The organism is Shewanella donghaensis (assembly GCF_007567505.1).
In the GTDB taxonomy this organism is placed as follows: domain Bacteria; phylum Pseudomonadota; class Gammaproteobacteria; order Enterobacterales; family Shewanellaceae; genus Shewanella; species Shewanella donghaensis.
In genome coordinates this window covers 1787710-1803987 of the sequence record NZ_CP041783.1, presented here as the reverse complement: position 1 = coordinate 1803987, position 16278 = coordinate 1787710, and the positions used below count along the sequence as shown (strand labels likewise).

The 16278-nt window shown below is 39.5% G+C and carries 18 protein-coding genes and 1 other annotated feature; of the genes, 13 read left to right on the top strand and 5 right to left on the bottom strand.

Going from position 1 to position 16278, the window contains the following annotated elements; translation table 11 throughout:
- Nucleotides 1-43 precede the first annotated feature (43 nt).
- From recO to FPK91_RS07695, 4 genes are all read left to right on the top strand, one after another.
- Nucleotides 44-751 (top strand): DNA repair protein RecO, encoded by a 708-nt coding sequence (gene recO, locus FPK91_RS07710; protein ID WP_144210166.1) that lies wholly within the window; start codon nucleotides 44-46, stop codon nucleotides 749-751.
- 106 nt (nucleotides 752-857) lie between these two features.
- Complete coding sequence (gene pdxJ, locus FPK91_RS07705; RefSeq protein ID WP_144210164.1) at nucleotides 858-1595, top strand: pyridoxine 5'-phosphate synthase; 738 nt, start codon at nucleotides 858-860, stop codon at nucleotides 1593-1595.
- A complete protein-coding gene (acpS, locus tag FPK91_RS07700; RefSeq protein ID WP_144210162.1) occupies nucleotides 1595-1975 on the top strand; it encodes a holo-ACP synthase in 381 nt (126 codons plus the stop codon). The genes pdxJ and acpS overlap by 1 nt, the downstream gene beginning before the upstream one ends.
- Before the next feature lie 191 nt (nucleotides 1976-2166).
- On the top strand, nucleotides 2167-2712 hold the full coding sequence (locus FPK91_RS07695) for an Mpo1 family 2-hydroxy fatty acid dioxygenase (RefSeq protein WP_144210160.1): 546 nt from the start codon (nucleotides 2167-2169) through the stop codon (nucleotides 2710-2712).
- A gap of 72 nt (nucleotides 2713-2784) precedes the next feature.
- Here the strand turns inward: FPK91_RS07695 and FPK91_RS07690 are convergent, their stop codons facing one another.
- Together FPK91_RS07690 and FPK91_RS07685 are read right to left on the bottom strand one after the other, a co-directional pair.
- On the bottom strand, nucleotides 2785-4062 hold the full coding sequence (locus FPK91_RS07690) for an HlyC/CorC family transporter (RefSeq protein WP_144210158.1): 1278 nt from the start codon (nucleotides 4060-4062) through the stop codon (nucleotides 2785-2787).
- A gap of 101 nt (nucleotides 4063-4163) precedes the next feature.
- A complete protein-coding gene (locus FPK91_RS07685) occupies nucleotides 4164-4952 on the bottom strand; it encodes a cytochrome C assembly family protein (RefSeq protein ID WP_144210156.1) in 789 nt (262 codons plus the stop codon).
- Between the two features lie 266 nt (nucleotides 4953-5218).
- Between FPK91_RS07685 and ffh the strand changes: the two genes are divergently transcribed.
- From ffh to FPK91_RS07645, 8 genes are all read left to right on the top strand, one after another.
- On the top strand, nucleotides 5219-6592 hold the full coding sequence (gene ffh, locus FPK91_RS07680) for a signal recognition particle protein (protein ID WP_144210154.1): 1374 nt from the start codon (nucleotides 5219-5221) through the stop codon (nucleotides 6590-6592).
- Nucleotides 6593-6809: 217 nt separating this feature from the next.
- A complete protein-coding gene (rpsP, locus tag FPK91_RS07675; protein WP_144210152.1) occupies nucleotides 6810-7064 on the top strand; it encodes a 30S ribosomal protein S16 in 255 nt (84 codons plus the stop codon).
- Between the two features lie 20 nt (nucleotides 7065-7084).
- Entirely contained in the window at nucleotides 7085-7615 is a 531-nt protein-coding gene (gene rimM / locus FPK91_RS07670; protein WP_144210150.1) for a ribosome maturation factor RimM, read from the top strand.
- 15 nt (nucleotides 7616-7630) lie between these two features.
- Entirely contained in the window at nucleotides 7631-8377 is a 747-nt protein-coding gene (trmD, locus tag FPK91_RS07665; RefSeq protein WP_144210148.1) for a tRNA (guanosine(37)-N1)-methyltransferase TrmD, read from the top strand.
- A 35-nt stretch (nucleotides 8378-8412) separates the two neighbouring features.
- Nucleotides 8413-8766 carry a 50S ribosomal protein L19 gene (rplS, locus tag FPK91_RS07660; protein WP_144210146.1) on the top strand — a complete coding sequence of 118 codons (354 nt, stop codon included), beginning with the start codon at nucleotides 8413-8415 and terminating at the stop codon, nucleotides 8764-8766.
- Nucleotides 8767-9012: 246 nt separating this feature from the next.
- Nucleotides 9013-10086 carry a 3-deoxy-7-phosphoheptulonate synthase gene (locus FPK91_RS07655; RefSeq protein ID WP_144210144.1) on the top strand — a complete coding sequence of 358 codons (1074 nt, stop codon included), beginning with the start codon at nucleotides 9013-9015 and terminating at the stop codon, nucleotides 10084-10086.
- 24 nt (nucleotides 10087-10110) lie between these two features.
- Entirely contained in the window at nucleotides 10111-11250 is a 1140-nt protein-coding gene (gene tyrA / locus FPK91_RS07650; protein WP_144210142.1) for a bifunctional chorismate mutase/prephenate dehydrogenase, read from the top strand.
- A gap of 110 nt (nucleotides 11251-11360) precedes the next feature.
- A complete protein-coding gene (locus FPK91_RS07645; protein ID WP_144210140.1) occupies nucleotides 11361-11693 on the top strand; it encodes a hypothetical protein in 333 nt (110 codons plus the stop codon).
- A gap of 98 nt (nucleotides 11694-11791) precedes the next feature.
- On the opposite strand, the gene pheA is transcribed toward FPK91_RS07645, so the two are convergent.
- Both pheA and hpf read right to left on the bottom strand, forming a co-directional pair.
- Nucleotides 11792-13741: a prephenate dehydratase gene (gene pheA, locus FPK91_RS07640; protein WP_144210138.1), complete on the bottom strand. Its 1950-nt coding sequence runs from the start codon at nucleotides 13739-13741 to the stop codon at nucleotides 11792-11794.
- 62 nt (nucleotides 13742-13803) lie between these two features.
- Nucleotides 13804-13919, bottom strand: a sequence feature (Phe leader region).
- 132 nt (nucleotides 13920-14051) lie between these two features.
- The gene (hpf, locus tag FPK91_RS07635; RefSeq protein ID WP_144210136.1) at nucleotides 14052-14405 is read right to left on the bottom strand and encodes a ribosome hibernation-promoting factor, HPF/YfiA family; all 354 of its coding nucleotides are present in this window, start codon (nucleotides 14403-14405) and stop codon (nucleotides 14052-14054) included.
- Nucleotides 14406-14912: 507 nt separating this feature from the next.
- On the opposite strand from hpf, the gene FPK91_RS07630 reads away from it, so the two are divergent.
- A complete protein-coding gene (locus tag FPK91_RS07630; RefSeq protein ID WP_144210134.1) occupies nucleotides 14913-15593 on the top strand; it encodes a cytochrome b/b6 domain-containing protein in 681 nt (226 codons plus the stop codon).
- Between the two features lie 173 nt (nucleotides 15594-15766).
- Here FPK91_RS07630 and FPK91_RS07625 read toward each other — a convergent pair whose 3' ends face one another.
- The gene (locus FPK91_RS07625; protein ID WP_144210132.1) at nucleotides 15767-16216 is read right to left on the bottom strand and encodes a c-type cytochrome; all 450 of its coding nucleotides are present in this window, start codon (nucleotides 16214-16216) and stop codon (nucleotides 15767-15769) included.
- Nucleotides 16217-16278: the final 62 nt, after the last annotated feature.

Below are 16278 nucleotides of genomic sequence, written 5' to 3'. Positions count from 1 at the left end.
ATGTGTTGTGCGACTTTAACTCTACTTAGATTGTAACCTTGCTATGTTAAGAGGTTACATACTGCACCATCGGCCATACAGAGAATCAAGTGTTATTGTGAATCTGTTAGTTGATGGCGTAGGCAGGGTCGATGCACTTGTTAGGGTTGGCAGTGGCAAAAAATCCCTTAAAAGCATTATCCAACCGTTTCAGCCATTAATATTTCAATTTAATGCCAAATCAGATTCATTCGAATCGTCTCTTAAGTTTATTACTCAGATAGAACCTGCTGCGCCTTCTATACCGTTAAAAGCCGAAAGCTTGTACTCTGCTATGTATCTCAATGAGTTATTAGTACGAGTCATGAATGCAGGCCAACATGCTGAAGGGCTATTCTTACATTATCATCGTAGTTTAATGGCATTAGCACATGAATTCACCTCAAGTCACTTACGCTACTTTGAGATGGAATTATTACTTGAACTTGGCGCATTACCGTCTCTTGATTATGACACCCTAGGCGAAGCAATAGATAAGGGCGCTAGTTACCGTTTTATCGCTGACGAAGGCTTCGCTGTGGTTAATCAAGCTGCTTCAGCCCAATTTACGACTAGTCGTCATTTATTGGCAGGTCAAATGCTAATTGAATTGAAACAAAAAGCATTAAGCCCTGATAGTCTAAACCAGGCTAAAGGATTGATGCGCTATCTCATAACCCCGTTATTAGGTGGTAAACCTCTGCTTAGCCGTAAGTTATTTGCAAAATATTAATCTATATCTGTGTCTGATTCATTCTGTTTACTTTAGAATACCCTCATTATAATGTTATTTAATATTAGCTAACTACCGAGTCATTTTTGACAATTAAGGAGCCACAATGAGTGGAATTTTATTAGGAATTAACATCGATCATATTGCCACTCTTCGTCAAGCTCGTGGAACCAGTTACCCTGATCCAATACATGCAGCAGCAGTAGCAGAACATGCTGGCGCTGATGGTATTACTATTCACTTACGTGAAGACCGTCGCCACATCCAAGATCGTGATGTCTATCTGCTTGCTAAAACCCTTAAGACTCGAATGAATTTTGAGTTTGCTGTTACCGATGAAATGATTGCGATAGCGTGTGAAGTTAAACCTGCATACGCTTGTTTAGTCCCAGAAAAACGAGAAGAGCTCACTACTGAAGGCGGTTTAGATGTAGCGGGTCAGCTTGAAAAAATCACGCAAGCTGTAACAAAGTTAGCTGCTGAAAATATTAAAGTGTCATTATTTATTGATGCTGACCAAGCACAAATTGATGCAGCTGTTACTTCTGGTGCACCGTATATTGAAATACATACAGGTTGTTATGCCGACGCTGAAACTGATGCCGCACAACTTAAAGAGCTAGCGCGTATTACTGAAATGGCAAAATATGCCCACAGTAAAGGATTAATCGTTAATGCGGGTCATGGCTTGCATTATCATAACGTTAAGCCCATTGCTGCCATCCCTGAATTGTATGAATTAAACATTGGTCATGCTGTTATCGCACGTGCAGCTATCGATGGTCTAGCGACGGCAGTGAAAAATATGAAAACATTGATGCTAGAAGGTCGTAGAGGCGAATAATGGCCATTGTGGGTATTGGTACAGACATTGTAGAGATAAACCGAATTGAGCAGCAATATGCTCGTTTAGGCGATAAGTTAGCTAAGCGAGTATTAACGCCGTCAGAGTTTGAAATATACGCTTCATCTAAAGTGCCTCATCGATACCTTGCTAAGCGATTTGCTGCTAAAGAGGCTGCAGCTAAAGCTTTAGGTACGGGTATTGGCCGTGGAGTCTCATTTCAGCATCTACATATCAATAATGATGAAAATGGTGCACCCAAAATCCGATTTACTGATGGTGCATTAACCCAGCTTAAAAAGTTGGGGGCTAAATATGGTCACCTAACGATTGCTGATGAACAACATTATGCAGTTGCCACCGTGATAGTCGAGTCTTAACACCTGCCCAATCTTGTACATTAGTTCATTTATTAAAAGGCGCTTTGGCGCCTTTTTTGATCAAACTTATTTTTCCAAGTGAGAAGATAAAGCAATTATGACTTCGTAGGGCACTTGAGTTTGATAAAACTTATAGGTTAAGTTAACGTTAATTAACAAAATGACCACATAATAAGAATAAAGGTAAGAATATGAAGTCAGCAGTAGAGCAGTTAGCCACCTACAAGAGTGTCCATTTAAATCCAAAGAATATTAGAACTCACTTTGTTGGCGTGCCTTTAATCATTTGGGCGGCATTTTTGATGCTAAATTTTATACCGGTTAATTTATTATCTTTACCGGATTTCTATATTAACGTGAACGTAGCCACGGCTTTTGCTTTTGGTATTTTGGTGTATTACTTTATCTTGCATAAAGGCTTAGCGCTGGGGCTGACTATATTTATTATTCCGGTATTAATTACAACATCGATAGCCGCTCAACAGGGGGCGGGCTGGCTTGTTGCTATTGCAGTATTTGTTATCGGATGGATAATTCAATTTATTGGTCATGAGTACGAAAAAGCGAAACCGGCATTTGTTGATGATTTAAATCAATTGTTGATAGGCCCCTTTTTCTTAATGGCTGAACTGTATTTTATGCTTGGCTTTGGAAAACAGCTTGAAGAAGAAATTACGCCAATCGCGCGGGATAAACGACGAGCATTAGAAGCTAAAAAACGTGGTTCAAGTGAATAGGTTCTAAATTTTTAAATAAAATAAAAGGCGCATGTAGCGCCTTTTTTATTGGTAAATTATTAGCTGTTTGTTTCAGATAATAATATCTGATGTGACTTCTCTAGGTATGACTCTTACCGTTTTAGTCATATTGTCGGTAACGGATATGACTTCAATGTCGTAATGACCGATCTTTATATGGGTGTTGGCAGACGGAATGTCTTCAAGGTGCTCAATGATTAAACCGTTTAAGGTTTTTGGACCATCAATCGACAAATCCCATTTCAATTCTTTGTTCAAATCACGAATGGTAATACCGCTATCTATGATGTAACTGCCATCATGTTGAACACTGATGTCTTCGCTAGCAGTAGCAATCATTGAGGTGGTAAAGTCGCCAACAATTTCTTCTAGAATATCTTCAAGAGTAACTAGCCCTTGAATGTCGCCATACTCATCAACAACTAAGCCAAAGCGCTCTTTGTTCTGCTGAAAGTTTGCAAGCTGTACTGTTAAAGGGGTGCCTTCAGGGATGAAATAAAGTTCTTTAACTGCTCTAAGTAAAGTTGATTTACTGAACTCTTCTTTAGACTGTAATCTCAATGCATCGCGTAAATGGATAAAGCCTACAGCATCATCAATGTTGTCTCGGTATACCAATACTCTAGTATGCGGACTCTGAGTGACCTGCTTATTAATTAACTTAAATTCGTCGTTTACATTGATGGCGTAAATGTCCGAACGCGGGATCATAATGTCTTCAACGGTGACTTTTTCTAAATCCAATATCGATAACAACATTTCTTGATGTCGCTGAGGAATTAGCGCGCCAGCTTCATGTACCACGGTACGTAATTCTTCTTGGCTTAATGCATCATTAACACTGACATTAGTAATACCTAATAGTCTTAAAAAACCAGAAGTGATTAAGTTGATCACTTTTACTAATGGCCACATCACTGAGAGTAAGGCTTTTAATAATAAGCTCGATGGGAATGCAATCTTTTCTGGATGTAAGGCAGCTATGGTTTTTGGGGTGACTTCAGCAAAAATAAGTACCACTAGCGTTAACACACCAGTTGCTATCGCTACACCCATATCACCAAACAAACGCATACCGATAATAGTCGCTATGGCTGATGCTAAAATATTAACGAGATTGTTGCCGATTAAAATAAGGCCAATTAGTCTATCAGGGCGTTCTAGCATCTTTAAGGCTCGAATTGCACCTTTATGGCCATTAGCAGCTAAATGGCGAAGGCGATATCGATTTAAGGTCATCATGGCTGTCTCAGTACCCGAAAAGTAGGCTGAGATACAAATTAACACCAATAGAGAGATAAGGAGTGCGCTGGTAGAAATAGCGTCCAAGAAGGGCTCCAAGCATAAAAATTAAAAAAGACGAATGATGATTATTTATCATTCGTCACAAGAGTCAAGTCTGGCAGTAAACCTACTACCAGAATCGGAGTTTATCGTAAAATGATTTCTTTAACTATTCGTGCGCCAAAATAGGCTAAAGATAGAAGGGTCGCACCTGATAGGGTGTAGATAACCGCAGTACGTATTTTACAGCCAACAGAATGATGTTGCCAAAGCATTACGCAGTAAACAACCCAAGCCATAATCGATAAAATCGCTTTATGGCCTTTTCCATCTTCAAACATATCGTCTAAAAATACGAAACCGGTCGCTAAAGATAAGCTCAACAAAATAAGTCCGATGGTTACCAGATGATAAAGTTGTTTTTCAACTGTCATCAGTGGTGGCATACCAGGACTCATAATCATTTTCTTGTTTTTTAATTTATTCTGAATCAACAATAATTGCAGCGCGTATAACGCGGCAATCATTAATGCACTATATGCCATTAACGATAAAACAATATGAGCAAGAATTTCAGGATGAACATCAAAGTGAATAATGAATTGTGGTGGTATTAACCATAATAATGCAACTGAAATGACCGAACAGGCATAAACAACAGGCACGACTACGATGACCTTTAAGCGATGCATGATAATCGTAAAGCTGAATGCGATTATCCAATTAACCAATGAAATCACATTAGTTAAACTGAAATTCTGACCATCTGCAGTATAAATAGTTTGTGATAGCGCTATACCGTGAAGAACAACTGCAATCGATGCAAATATAGCAACTAATTTTCTATTCGGACCTTCGGCATGGAATAACCGACTTGTTACCAATATAAGTGCAACGCAATAAAACAACATAGCCGAAGCTGGGAAAATGACCATCTGGATTAAACCTATCAAGTTATGAGTGCAGCTGTTTGGTAAAATATATAATCAGCACATATTAAGTTATGTAAGATTAACATGAACGCCACCCAATAGTGGAGTGACCTAAGGCTCAAAATTTAACAGATTCCATCATTTAACTGTAAATTATTTACTAAAGATGACGTATATCAATTCTGTTCGCACAGGTCGATGTCGCTTCTTGAAGTAGTTTGGGTATAATAGGCGCCAATTATCGAATCGTTTAAGGTATAAAGCTGCGCATGTTTGAGAATCTATCCGACAGACTGTCACGAACCCTCAAAAATATCAGTGGTCGTGGTCGCTTAACCGAAGACAACATTAAAGATACCTTACGTGAAGTGCGCATGGCACTGCTTGAGGCTGATGTTGCTTTGCCAGTCGTACGCCAATTTGTTAACAGCGTTAAAGAGCGTGCTGTTGGCCAAGAAGTGTCTAAGAGTTTAAGTCCTGGACAAGCATTCATTAAAATTGTCCAAAATGAACTTGAAATCGCAATGGGCGAGGCGAATGAAGCTTTAGACCTAGCGAGTCAACCGCCTGCTGTATTAATGATGGCAGGTTTACAAGGTGCTGGTAAAACGACCAGTGTTGCTAAGCTCGCTAAGTTTTTACGTGAACGTGAAAAGAAATCGGTATTGGTTGTCAGTGCCGATGTTTATCGTCCTGCGGCGATTAAGCAGTTGGAAACCTTAGCGGCAGAAGTCGAAGTTGAATTCTTTCCATCAGACGTAAGCCAAAAGCCTGTTGATATTGCGACAGCAGCGATTGAACACGCAAAACTAAAATTCATTGATGTTGTTATTGTCGATACTGCAGGTCGCTTGCATGTTGACGAAGCAATGATGGATGAGATTAAAGATCTTCATGCAGCAGTAAAACCTGTAGAAACATTATTTGTTGTTGATGCCATGACGGGTCAAGATGCGGCAAATACGGCTAAGTCATTTAACGAAGCGTTACCATTAACTGGTATTATTCTTACCAAAATTGATGGTGATGCTCGTGGCGGTGCAGCTTTATCTATTCGTAACATCACTGGCAAGCCTATTAAGTTTCTAGGTGTCGGTGAAAAAATTGATGCACTAGAGCCATTCCACCCTGAACGTATTGCTTCTCGCATTCTTGGTATGGGTGACGTTCTTTCATTAATTGAAGAAGTAGAACGTGGCGTAGATAAAGATAAAGCCATGAAGCTTGCTTCAAAAGTTAAATCTGGTGGCGGTTTCGATTTAGAGGATTTCCGTGAACAGCTTCAACAAATGAAGAACATGGGTGGTATGATGAACATGATTGAAAAGCTGCCGGGTGTAGGTCAACTGCCACCTGAAGCGCTTGCTCAAGTTCAAGATGGAAAAATGACTGGCCAAATGGAAGCGATTATTAGCTCTATGACACCAGGTGAACGTAAACGCCCTGATATCATCAAAGGTTCTCGTAAACGTCGTATTGCAGCAGGTTCAGGTACGCAAATTCAAGATGTTAATCGTCTTTTAAAGCAGTTTACACAAATGCAGAAAATGATGAAAAAGATGTCTGGTAAAGGCGGAATGAAGAAAATGATGCGCAGTATGGGCGGTATGATGCCTCCTGGAATGAAGTTTCCGGGCCGTTAATTACACTCTTTATTCATATGTATCTATTCAAATACAGTCGCTTAGGTTTATTTTGACTTGATATGGTGATTAAACCTTCGATGTAATAATCGACGGATTTAGTTGCATTAGTTGAAAAGTCAGGTAAAATCTTGCGGCTTTCTACTGGGCTCTTCGCGAACACGGAGTCCCGGTTTTTTATTTTTGCTTCTAGCAAATCATTAGAGGAATAAAACGCATGGTTACCATTCGTTTAGCTCGTGGCGGCGCAAAAAAGCGTCCATTTTACAGTATCGTTGTAGCTGATAGCCGCAATGCACGTGACGGTCGTTTCATCGAACGTGTTGGTTTTTTCAACCCTTTAGCTAAAGGCCAAGAAGAAACTTTACGTTTAGATCTTGACCGTGTTGACCATTGGGTTGCAACTGGAGCAATGACTTCAGAACGTGTAGCAAAATTGATCAAAGACGCTCGCAAAGCAGTTGCTGCTTAATAGCGTTAAGGTATAAATAGATGAGTAGTAATCAACAACCCATCGTACTAGGCAAAATAGGTTCTAGTCATGGTATTAAAGGTTGGATGAAAATCACTTCTTATACCGATTCTGTTGAAGGTATTTTTGATTATTCTCCTTGGTACATAAAAGAACAAGGTGAATGGCGTGAGGTGAAGGTCACTCAGTGGCGTCTTCAAGGTAAAGCAGTAGTTGCTTGTCTTGAAGGGGTAAATACACGTGAGGATGCGCAAGCTCTTACAAATTGTGAGATTGCAATTCAGCCGGACCAAATGCAAAACTTGTCAGAAGATGAATTCTACTGGCGAGATTTGATTGGTTGTACTGTGACTAATACCAAAGGTTACAACATGGGTGAAGTCGATCAGATCGTGGAAACAGGATCTAACGATGTACTCCTTGTTAAAGCTAACGTAAAAGATGCTTTTGGCAAAGCGGAGCGAATGATTCCCTTTGTCCCTGAGCAGTTCGTCCTTGAGGTGAACTTGCAAAGTAAACAGATCATAGTGGATTGGGATCCAGACTTTTAAGTCGAGGTACGTCATATGCGGTTAGGGGTAGTAACCCTGTTTCCTGAGATGTTTCGTGCTGTTACAGACTTTGGAGTTACGGGTCGTGCCGTGAAAAACGGCTTGTTAGAGTTGCAAACGTGGAATCCTCGTGATTTCACACATGATCGACACAATACTGTTGATGACCGTCCTTACGGTGGTGGTCCAGGAATGTTGATGATGGTGCAACCGTTACGCGATGCTATTCATGCAGCGAAAGCTGCGGCAGGTGACGGTGCGAAGGTGATTTATTTATCACCTCAGGGACGTAAGCTGGATCAGCAAGGCGTTTCTGAGTTAAGTAAGTCATCAAGTTTGGTGTTGGTATGTGGTCGATACGAAGGTGTTGACGAACGTATTATCCAATCTGAAATAGATGAAGAGTGGTCAATTGGTGATTATGTGCTTTCGGGCGGAGAGTTACCAGCGATGACTTTAATCGATTCAGTTGCAAGGTTAGTACCTGGTGTACTAGGTAAGCAAGCGTCAGCAGAGCAAGATTCTTTCTCTGATGGTTTATTGGATTGCCCACACTATACTCGCCCTGAAAACTTAGATGGTGTCGGTGTACCAGCAGTGCTTTTAAGCGGTGACCACAAAAAAATTAGACTCTGGCGGTCACAACAAAGTCTTGGTAGGACTTTTTTGAGACGACCAGAATTATTTGAAAATCTAGCTCTGACTGGCGAACAAAAGACTCTTTTAGCGGAGTTTGTCAAAGATTTAGACAAACCTGTGTAGTCATAAGCCCAGTTATTACTAGAACGGAGTAAGATATGAACAACATCATTAAAATGCTCAACGAAGAGCAAATGAAAACAGATGTACCTGAATTTGGTGCTGGTGATACAGTAGTAGTTAAGGTACGTGTAGTTGAAGGCAGTAAAGAACGTCTTCAAGCGTTTGAAGGTGTGGTTATCGCTAAGCGTAACCGTGGTCTTCATTCTGCATTTACAGTACGTAAAATCTCTAATGGCGAAGGTGTTGAGCGTGGTTTCCAAACGCACAGTAAACTAGTAGCTAGCATCGAAGTTAAGCGTCGCGGTCGTGTTCGTCGTGCTAAGCTTTACTACTTACGTGATCGTTCAGGTAAATCTGCACGTATCCGTGAAAAGTTGGCAACTAAGTAAGACTAGTTACCCGCTTAAAAAAATTAGATGCAGTGTTCGCACAATAGCCCGCCTTTATGGCGGGTTTTTGTGTTTAGAAGGAAAATAAAATTTAATTGTTGAAACTTATAGGTTGATCATAGGCTAAATCCAAGGCATAGTTAGCTCAAGTTTGTAATGGTGTAGCGTTACGCTGATACTTTCGGGGCGTCCCCCAATACACAGTGTGTTACACAAGCATAAAAAATTTGAGAAGTGAGTATAGCCATGCAACAAGATACGATTAATAACATCCACATTAGTTCTGAAAAAGTCCTCGTTACACCAGCCGAGCTTAAAAAGGAATTACCGCTTTCTAAACATGCTTGCCAGTACATATTGGATGCCCGTAAAACGGTTGCTGATATCGTTCACAAACGTGACAATCGTGTATTAATCGTCACTGGCCCTTGTTCTATTCATGATATTGATGCCGCTAAAGAATATGCACTAAAGCTTAAAAAACTACATGATGAGCTAAGTGGCGAGTTTTATATCCTAATGCGTGTTTACTTTGAAAAGCCGCGTACGACAGTTGGCTGGAAAGGGCTTATTAATGATCCTGATATGAATGAATCATTCGATGTTGAGAAAGGACTTCGAATGGCTCGCGAGTTGATGATCTGGCTTGCAGAACTTGAGCTGCCTGTCGCAACAGAAGCATTAGACCCAATTAGTCCTCAATACATGTCTGAATTAGTCACCTGGTCAGCCATTGGTGCAAGAACCACTGAGTCGCAAACCCACCGCGAAATGGCTTCAGGTTTATCTATGCCAGTTGGTTTTAAAAATGGAACCGACGGTAAACTGGGTGTCGCCATTAATGCATTACAATCAGCGGCAAGTAGCCATAGATTTATGGGAATAAATCAACAAGGACAAGTCTCTTTACTGCAAACTGCGGGTAATCCGGATGGGCATGTCATTCTACGCGGCGGTAAAGCACCAAATTATGATGCAAAAAGTGTGGCTGAATGTGAAGAGCAGTTACATCAATCAAAATTAAATGCCAGATTAATCATTGATTGCAGCCATGGGAATTCATCAAAAGACTACTCAAGACAAACCTTAGTTTGTGAGGATGTGTTTAATCAAATACATGCAGGTAATCGTTCGATTATTGGTGTGATGTTAGAAAGCCATCTAAATGAAGGTAACCAATCAAGTAATAAGCCATTATCAGAGCTTGCTTATGGTGTGTCGGTTACAGATTCATGTATTAATTGGCAAACTACTGAGACTTTATTGCGTAGCAATGCTAATTTACTCAAAACCGTATTACCTAATCGATTCGCTGCTTAGTTGCGACGATGGATGGATAAAGCTATGAATGAAAAAACCACTTTAGATTTAGAAAACTTGCGCGACCTCATTGATGGCGTTGACCAACAACTTTTGAATTTATTACGTAAACGATTAGATTTTGTCGCACAAGTGGGGACAGTAAAGCATGCCGCTGGTGTTCCTATCTATGCTCCGCAACGTGAAGCTTCTATGTTGGCTAAACGTCGTAAAGAAGCGAGCGATATGAATGTGTCACCGCAATTAATTGAAGATATTCTTCGTCGGTTAATGCGTGAGTCATATCTTAATGAAAAAGACGTAGGCTTTAAGCAAGTGAAAACAGATCTTGGACATATCGTTATTGTCGGTGGTGAAGGTCAGCTTGGTGGTTTGTTTAGTCAAATGCTGACGTTATCAGGTTACCAAGTAAAGAGTCTTGATAAAAATGATTGGCATAGAGCTGAAGAGTTATTTGATGGCGCGGGCATGGTCATTGTTACCGTACCTATTAATGTCACTTGCGATGTGATTAGCAATCAGCTAAATAATTTACCTGATAACTGTATTCTTGCGGATTTAACCTCAGTTAAAACTGAACCGTTAAACGCGATGTTAGCCGCCCATAAAGGCCCTGTAGTGGGTTTACACCCAATGTTTGGCCCAGATGTTGGCAGCCTAGCTAAACAGGTCGTTGTGGTCTGTGATGGCCGCCATCCAGAAGCTTATCAGTGGTTGCTCGATCAGATCATCATCTGGGGAGCGCGCATCGTTAATGAAGATGCACAAAAACACGATAAAGCCATGCAGCTAGTTCAAGCTATGCGCCATTTTTCAACCTTTGTATATGGTTTGAATTTATGTAAAGAACAAGCTGATATCGATACTTTATTGCAATTTAGTTCACCGATTTATCGTTTAGAGTTAGCTATGGTAGGGCGCTTGTTTGCTCAAGATCCTGAGCTGTATGCCGATATTATATTTGCCCAAGAAGGCAGTCAAATCGCGATTAGCGATTATCTCGATAATTATCGTCAAGCGTTAGAGTTATTGAAAGCAGGTAATAGAGAAGAGTTTGTGTCTCAATTTAAACAAGTTGCTCAGTGGTTTGGTGATTTTGCCCCACAGTTTCAGCATGAAAGTCGTGCAATGTTGCAGTCGGTAAATGACATGAAAAGTAATTAACGCGTAATGAAGATGATTAATATTGCGAAATCATTGATCTAGGATTATGGTTAAGGGGGAGTTATGGCGAAGTAGCTCCCTTAATTTTATACGATAGGAGTGATAATCTGATGACTAATACTGAGGTTTACACCGCAGAAGATTTATCACTTGGGCATTTTTTATATGCATTAATGAGTGCATTCCCGCTATTTTTTTTACCAGTCTTTTTTAGTCTACTGATCAACTTGACACAAACCCATAATTCTTCGGCTTCACTACTTGCTTCTCATTTGCGCTGGCAAAGAAACAGTATTACTGGTCTTATGCCATTACTGATAATTGGTTATTGTGTTCCTCAACTATGGCTAAGTGTGCCTATTCTTGCATTCGCACTAATTTGGTTTAGCTATCGTGTTTTTAAAGGCTGGTTGGGTTTAAATGATAATGTGTTTATGTATTAGCCGTCAGTATTAGGCAAAAAGCGTAAAAAAAACCGAACATAAGTTCGGTTTTTTTCTGTTCAAAATTTATTGCTAAGCTTTAGAGTTAGCCTAGAGTGTTATTGATGAAGTTGATGTAATAAATGCTCTTGTTTATCTTCTTCAATTAATTGGACTTCATTAATGATGAGTCCATTTGCCAGCAATTTCTTTACTGCAAGTGCTTGGCAGTGAAGTTGACTCGCATCAACGGCATAACTGGTGTTGACGATGATAGGTAAGTGGCTGGTGTTTTTAATTTCAACTAATCCAGCTAAATCCAATGCTAATTTCTCAGGGTTTGTAAAACTGCGAGTGCCAGCTTCAACTAAAATAAGCTGCTGGTTACCTTTGGTTAAAACTTTATCTGCTGCACAGAGCCAGTCAATTGTACTGGCCATGGTGTTACGTTCGAGTAAAACGGGTTTACTGATAGAACCTGCTAAATCAAGTAATTCATTATTAAACATCTCTTTACCTGACAGGTAGAGCATATCTGCAGATTTAAGTGCTGAGTCAAATGAGCTGACTGAGTTAACTTCAATGGCACTCAACAAGCCTGCCTGTTCGATAAGATGACAATAATCTTTTAACGCTAATGTCGTTACACTATCTAGTCCTTGTAAAAGAATACCCTGAAACCCTGCTTCTTTAATGCTTTTTACATTTGCAGCAAACATGTCATCAGCCACAGGAAGGGATATTTGTTCAAGGGTAATAATGTCGCGTGCACCAATATCACATTGTTTAGTGGCAATGACGGTTGGTTCTTGTTTGTATAGTTTAGAGTGTTTTGGTGCATCAATATCATCAGAGATTAATACATTGGTTGCTTTAGAACTGATAGGTTCTATTACCAGTTGGCTATTATTTAATTGAGTTGGTTTAACGGTTTCACAAGGGTAACAACCTAGCACTTTTACAAAACGGGTTAAGCGTTCTAATTCTTTTAGCGCTTGCTGCATATTAGAACTTGCAAGGTTAGCGTCCACATCAAGATAGAACATTTCTTCCCAAGGCGTGCCTGGAATAGGGCGGGACTCGAGTTTGCTCATATTAATATTGTGCACTTTTAATACTAATAATGCTTCTACTAAGGCGCCAGGTTTCTGGCCTGTAGCCATAATTAAGGTGGTTTTAGCGGGAAGCTGAGTAGGCACTGCGACAGCTTTACGAGCAACAACGATAAAACGACTTTGATTTATTTTCTGATTTGCCAGACCTGATTCCGTGGCCGACAGTTGATACAAGGCGCCACCTTCAGCACTACCAATAGCAGCGACACTATCATCCTCTGCATCAATGACTTTTTGCATCGCCTCAGCACTACTTGAGCAATAAGCTAAAGTTAACTGTGGGTGCTGAGTTAACCAATGACTGCATTGGCTAATAGGTTGAGGATGTGCAAAAACAGTTTTTATTTTCGCTAAATCGGTATTGTTCTTAGTTAATAAACAATGACCCACTTCAATGGTTGTTTCACCCACGATAGATAAAGAAGTGTGCTGTAACACATCATAGACTTCGTTGATAGAACCTGAAGATGTATTTTCAATCGGTAAAAAACCTAAATCAGCATGACCTAATTCGACAGAATTAATAATTTCACTGAAACTTTGGCAACCTAAATCAATCATTTCTACTTGGCGTCTTTGACAAAATCGACTTGCTGCAAGATAAGAATATGATCCTCTTGCACCAAGATAAGCAATGGTTGATTGTAATTGCTGTATTTCAGGATTGGCGCGACCATGTAAGTAAGCTTGCTGATTTAACACCGAGTCTTCGATGATGCTTTGATATAAGGAAATAACGAAATGAGCATCTAACCCTTGCTCTCGACCTTGGAGTACTAAGCGCTCTAAAAGCTCCTTTTCCCTTTGGGTATCTCTGATAGGCCTGACATCGACTTCTTTACTTCTGGCTACGTCGAGACTTAAGTTACGTCTTTTCGCGAGCAAGGCTAATAAGTCCTTATCTAGCGCAGTAATTTGTTCTCTTGTATGACTTAACTCTGGCGCTTTTTTCATAATAGCCTCAATGACGATTGCTTAGCTGCTTGTCTTTGAACAGTTAGCATTAAAATACTCAATAATAAAAAGCCCCCCATGTGGGAGGCTTTTATTTCATTTTCGTTTTTACACAAAAAATCCGCCTCAATATGGGGGCTGTATAAAAAAGAAAATAAAATTTAACTGAGATAAAATATTCATAGACTTAAAATTAAAGTGCTAGGGCATCAGTGTCAATCAAATAATGATGAAGATTGCTCATTCTGTTTAGTTTGCATAAAAAAAGCACACCCGAGGGTGTGCTTTGCTTTCGATAAATTATAAAACATCAAGCTGCAGTTTCCTCCTTATAGTCATACTCGAAATCATTACCTGTTTCAGCTGTTGGCGAAACATGACGTTGAGCTTGGGGTTTATGAGTCAGGCGATTTAGCTGTTTTTCCAGCTTTTTACCCATTGCTGTAATTGCAGCATACAGGTTTTCATTTTTCGCCTGGGCGAATAGTTCACCACTAGGTAAGCCGACAGAAGCTTCGATCTTAAAGAGCTGCTTTTCCTGAGTTATAATTACATGCGGATTGATAAGTTGAATATCATGTCTTTCGAGTTTCTCTATTTGTCCTTCGATACGTTCAAGAATCGGTGCAGTTACTTCAAGTTGCTTGCTAGTGATTTTCAGCATATTTCGAACCTTCTGTTGTTTGCTTGAGTTCAGATTACCAAGCTTATAAACAAAAATCGTGATCTAAATCACATATTGTAGGCATTTATAGTCTGTTTGATTCAATTTTGATCGCTTAGACATTTTAGCTAAAAAACGCCTATAAATGTCTTGAAACTGTGCTTAATTAGGCGCATATTTGAATGGATAACAAGCCCTTTCAATCCTTACTTTCCCCCCATTCGTACTTCAATTAATAAATTCTTTGGCTATCCCATGCGGCACATTGTTACTTAGGTAATAATCATTTTGGTAAAACGGGGCTTTCTTACTCTCTTATTCTCTGGGACATGGCATCAAAGAATCGACTTGATGTTAGCTTATATGCCTTTTTACGAGTATGAATCGTTACATCTAGCTGGGATGTCGAAATACTTAATTACGCTTCTTTACCTAAATACACTATGAGTGCTTAACTTTGCTCTTTATAATTACAGGTAATCTTGTAGGAAATATTAAGTGCTAATAATGAGTATAGAACAAATAAAAATTAAGGTATGGGATATACCGACTCGCTTGTTTCACTGGCTTACCGTGATTTTACTGTTTTCATTATGGTGGACTGCAGATGCTGGAGAAATGGAATGGCATCAAGTTTGCGCCTATAGCTTTCTAGGCTTAATCATATTCAGGTTACTGTGGGGATTTATTGGTAGTGATACAGCAAAATTTTCTGGGTTTGTTGCTGGGCCTAATAAAGTAGCAAAGTATCTGACCGGAAAGGTAAAAGAGCCCGTTGTCGGTCACAACCCAATGGGCGGCTATATGGTGATGCTAATGTTGATGGTATTAGTTTTGCAGCTCATCACCGGTTTGTTTGCTAGTGACGATATTTTTACTGAAGGCCCTTTATATTCGATGGTGTCATCGGATACAGCTAGCTTTCTGACTTGGCTACATAAAACAAATTTTAATATTATTTTGGGATGTATTGTGCTTCATTTAAGTGCAATTACCTTATATGCCATAAAAGGTAATAACCTAGTCGGAGCTATGATTTCAGGTAGAAAAACCTTAACTAAAGATGAGTATCAACGATTAAGTTCAGAGCCTAAGATAAGGTCTCCATTGATAGCGTTAGTGGTAATAGGATTAATTGGTTCTGGTATTTGGGTTTGGCTTATTGCTCCTATTGTCGAATTCATGTGAATTTTCAAGGCAAGCTATCGAGATATGCTATAAAGCTAAAGACCAGCAATTAAGATTGATGACTAAATCTTGCTATAAGCTTTAGTCATTAAAAATTAATTCAAAAAAGCCCACTGATGTGGGCTTTAATTTTCAACTCTGAATGCACTAGAGCGGTAGTATAGAGCAGATTATTAATCTTTCTTATACATATCGTGGCAACCTTTACAGCTTTTTCCTGTATTACCAAACGCTTGTTTTATCTGCTTTTTGTCACCAGTTTGAGCGGCTATGTTTAATTTTGCTGCATTTTCCTGGAAAGTCATCATTTTTGAGTCAAAGTCAGTCTTGTTTGACCAAATTTTGGCAAGAGCTTCAGTATCACCTTTATCAGAACCATCAATAAACCCTTCATGTGGGATCTTTGCTAGAGTTTCTAAATTCGCCGCACGAGATTGAAATACAGCTAAATCAAAATCTTTTTTACCTTTAAGCATCGCACCCATGTCAGCAAACTGATATCTAACTAAGCTAAATCCTGCTTGACGGTACTCTATCGCATCATTTGCATCTTCAAAATTATGCGCGTTAACGGTTGGAACTAATAGTGCACTTACTGCTAAGGCCAAGATTGTATTTTTCATAAAATATCTCTTTTTTAATTATTGATTAAGTGGATTTTTATCACATTTTACACATAAATTAG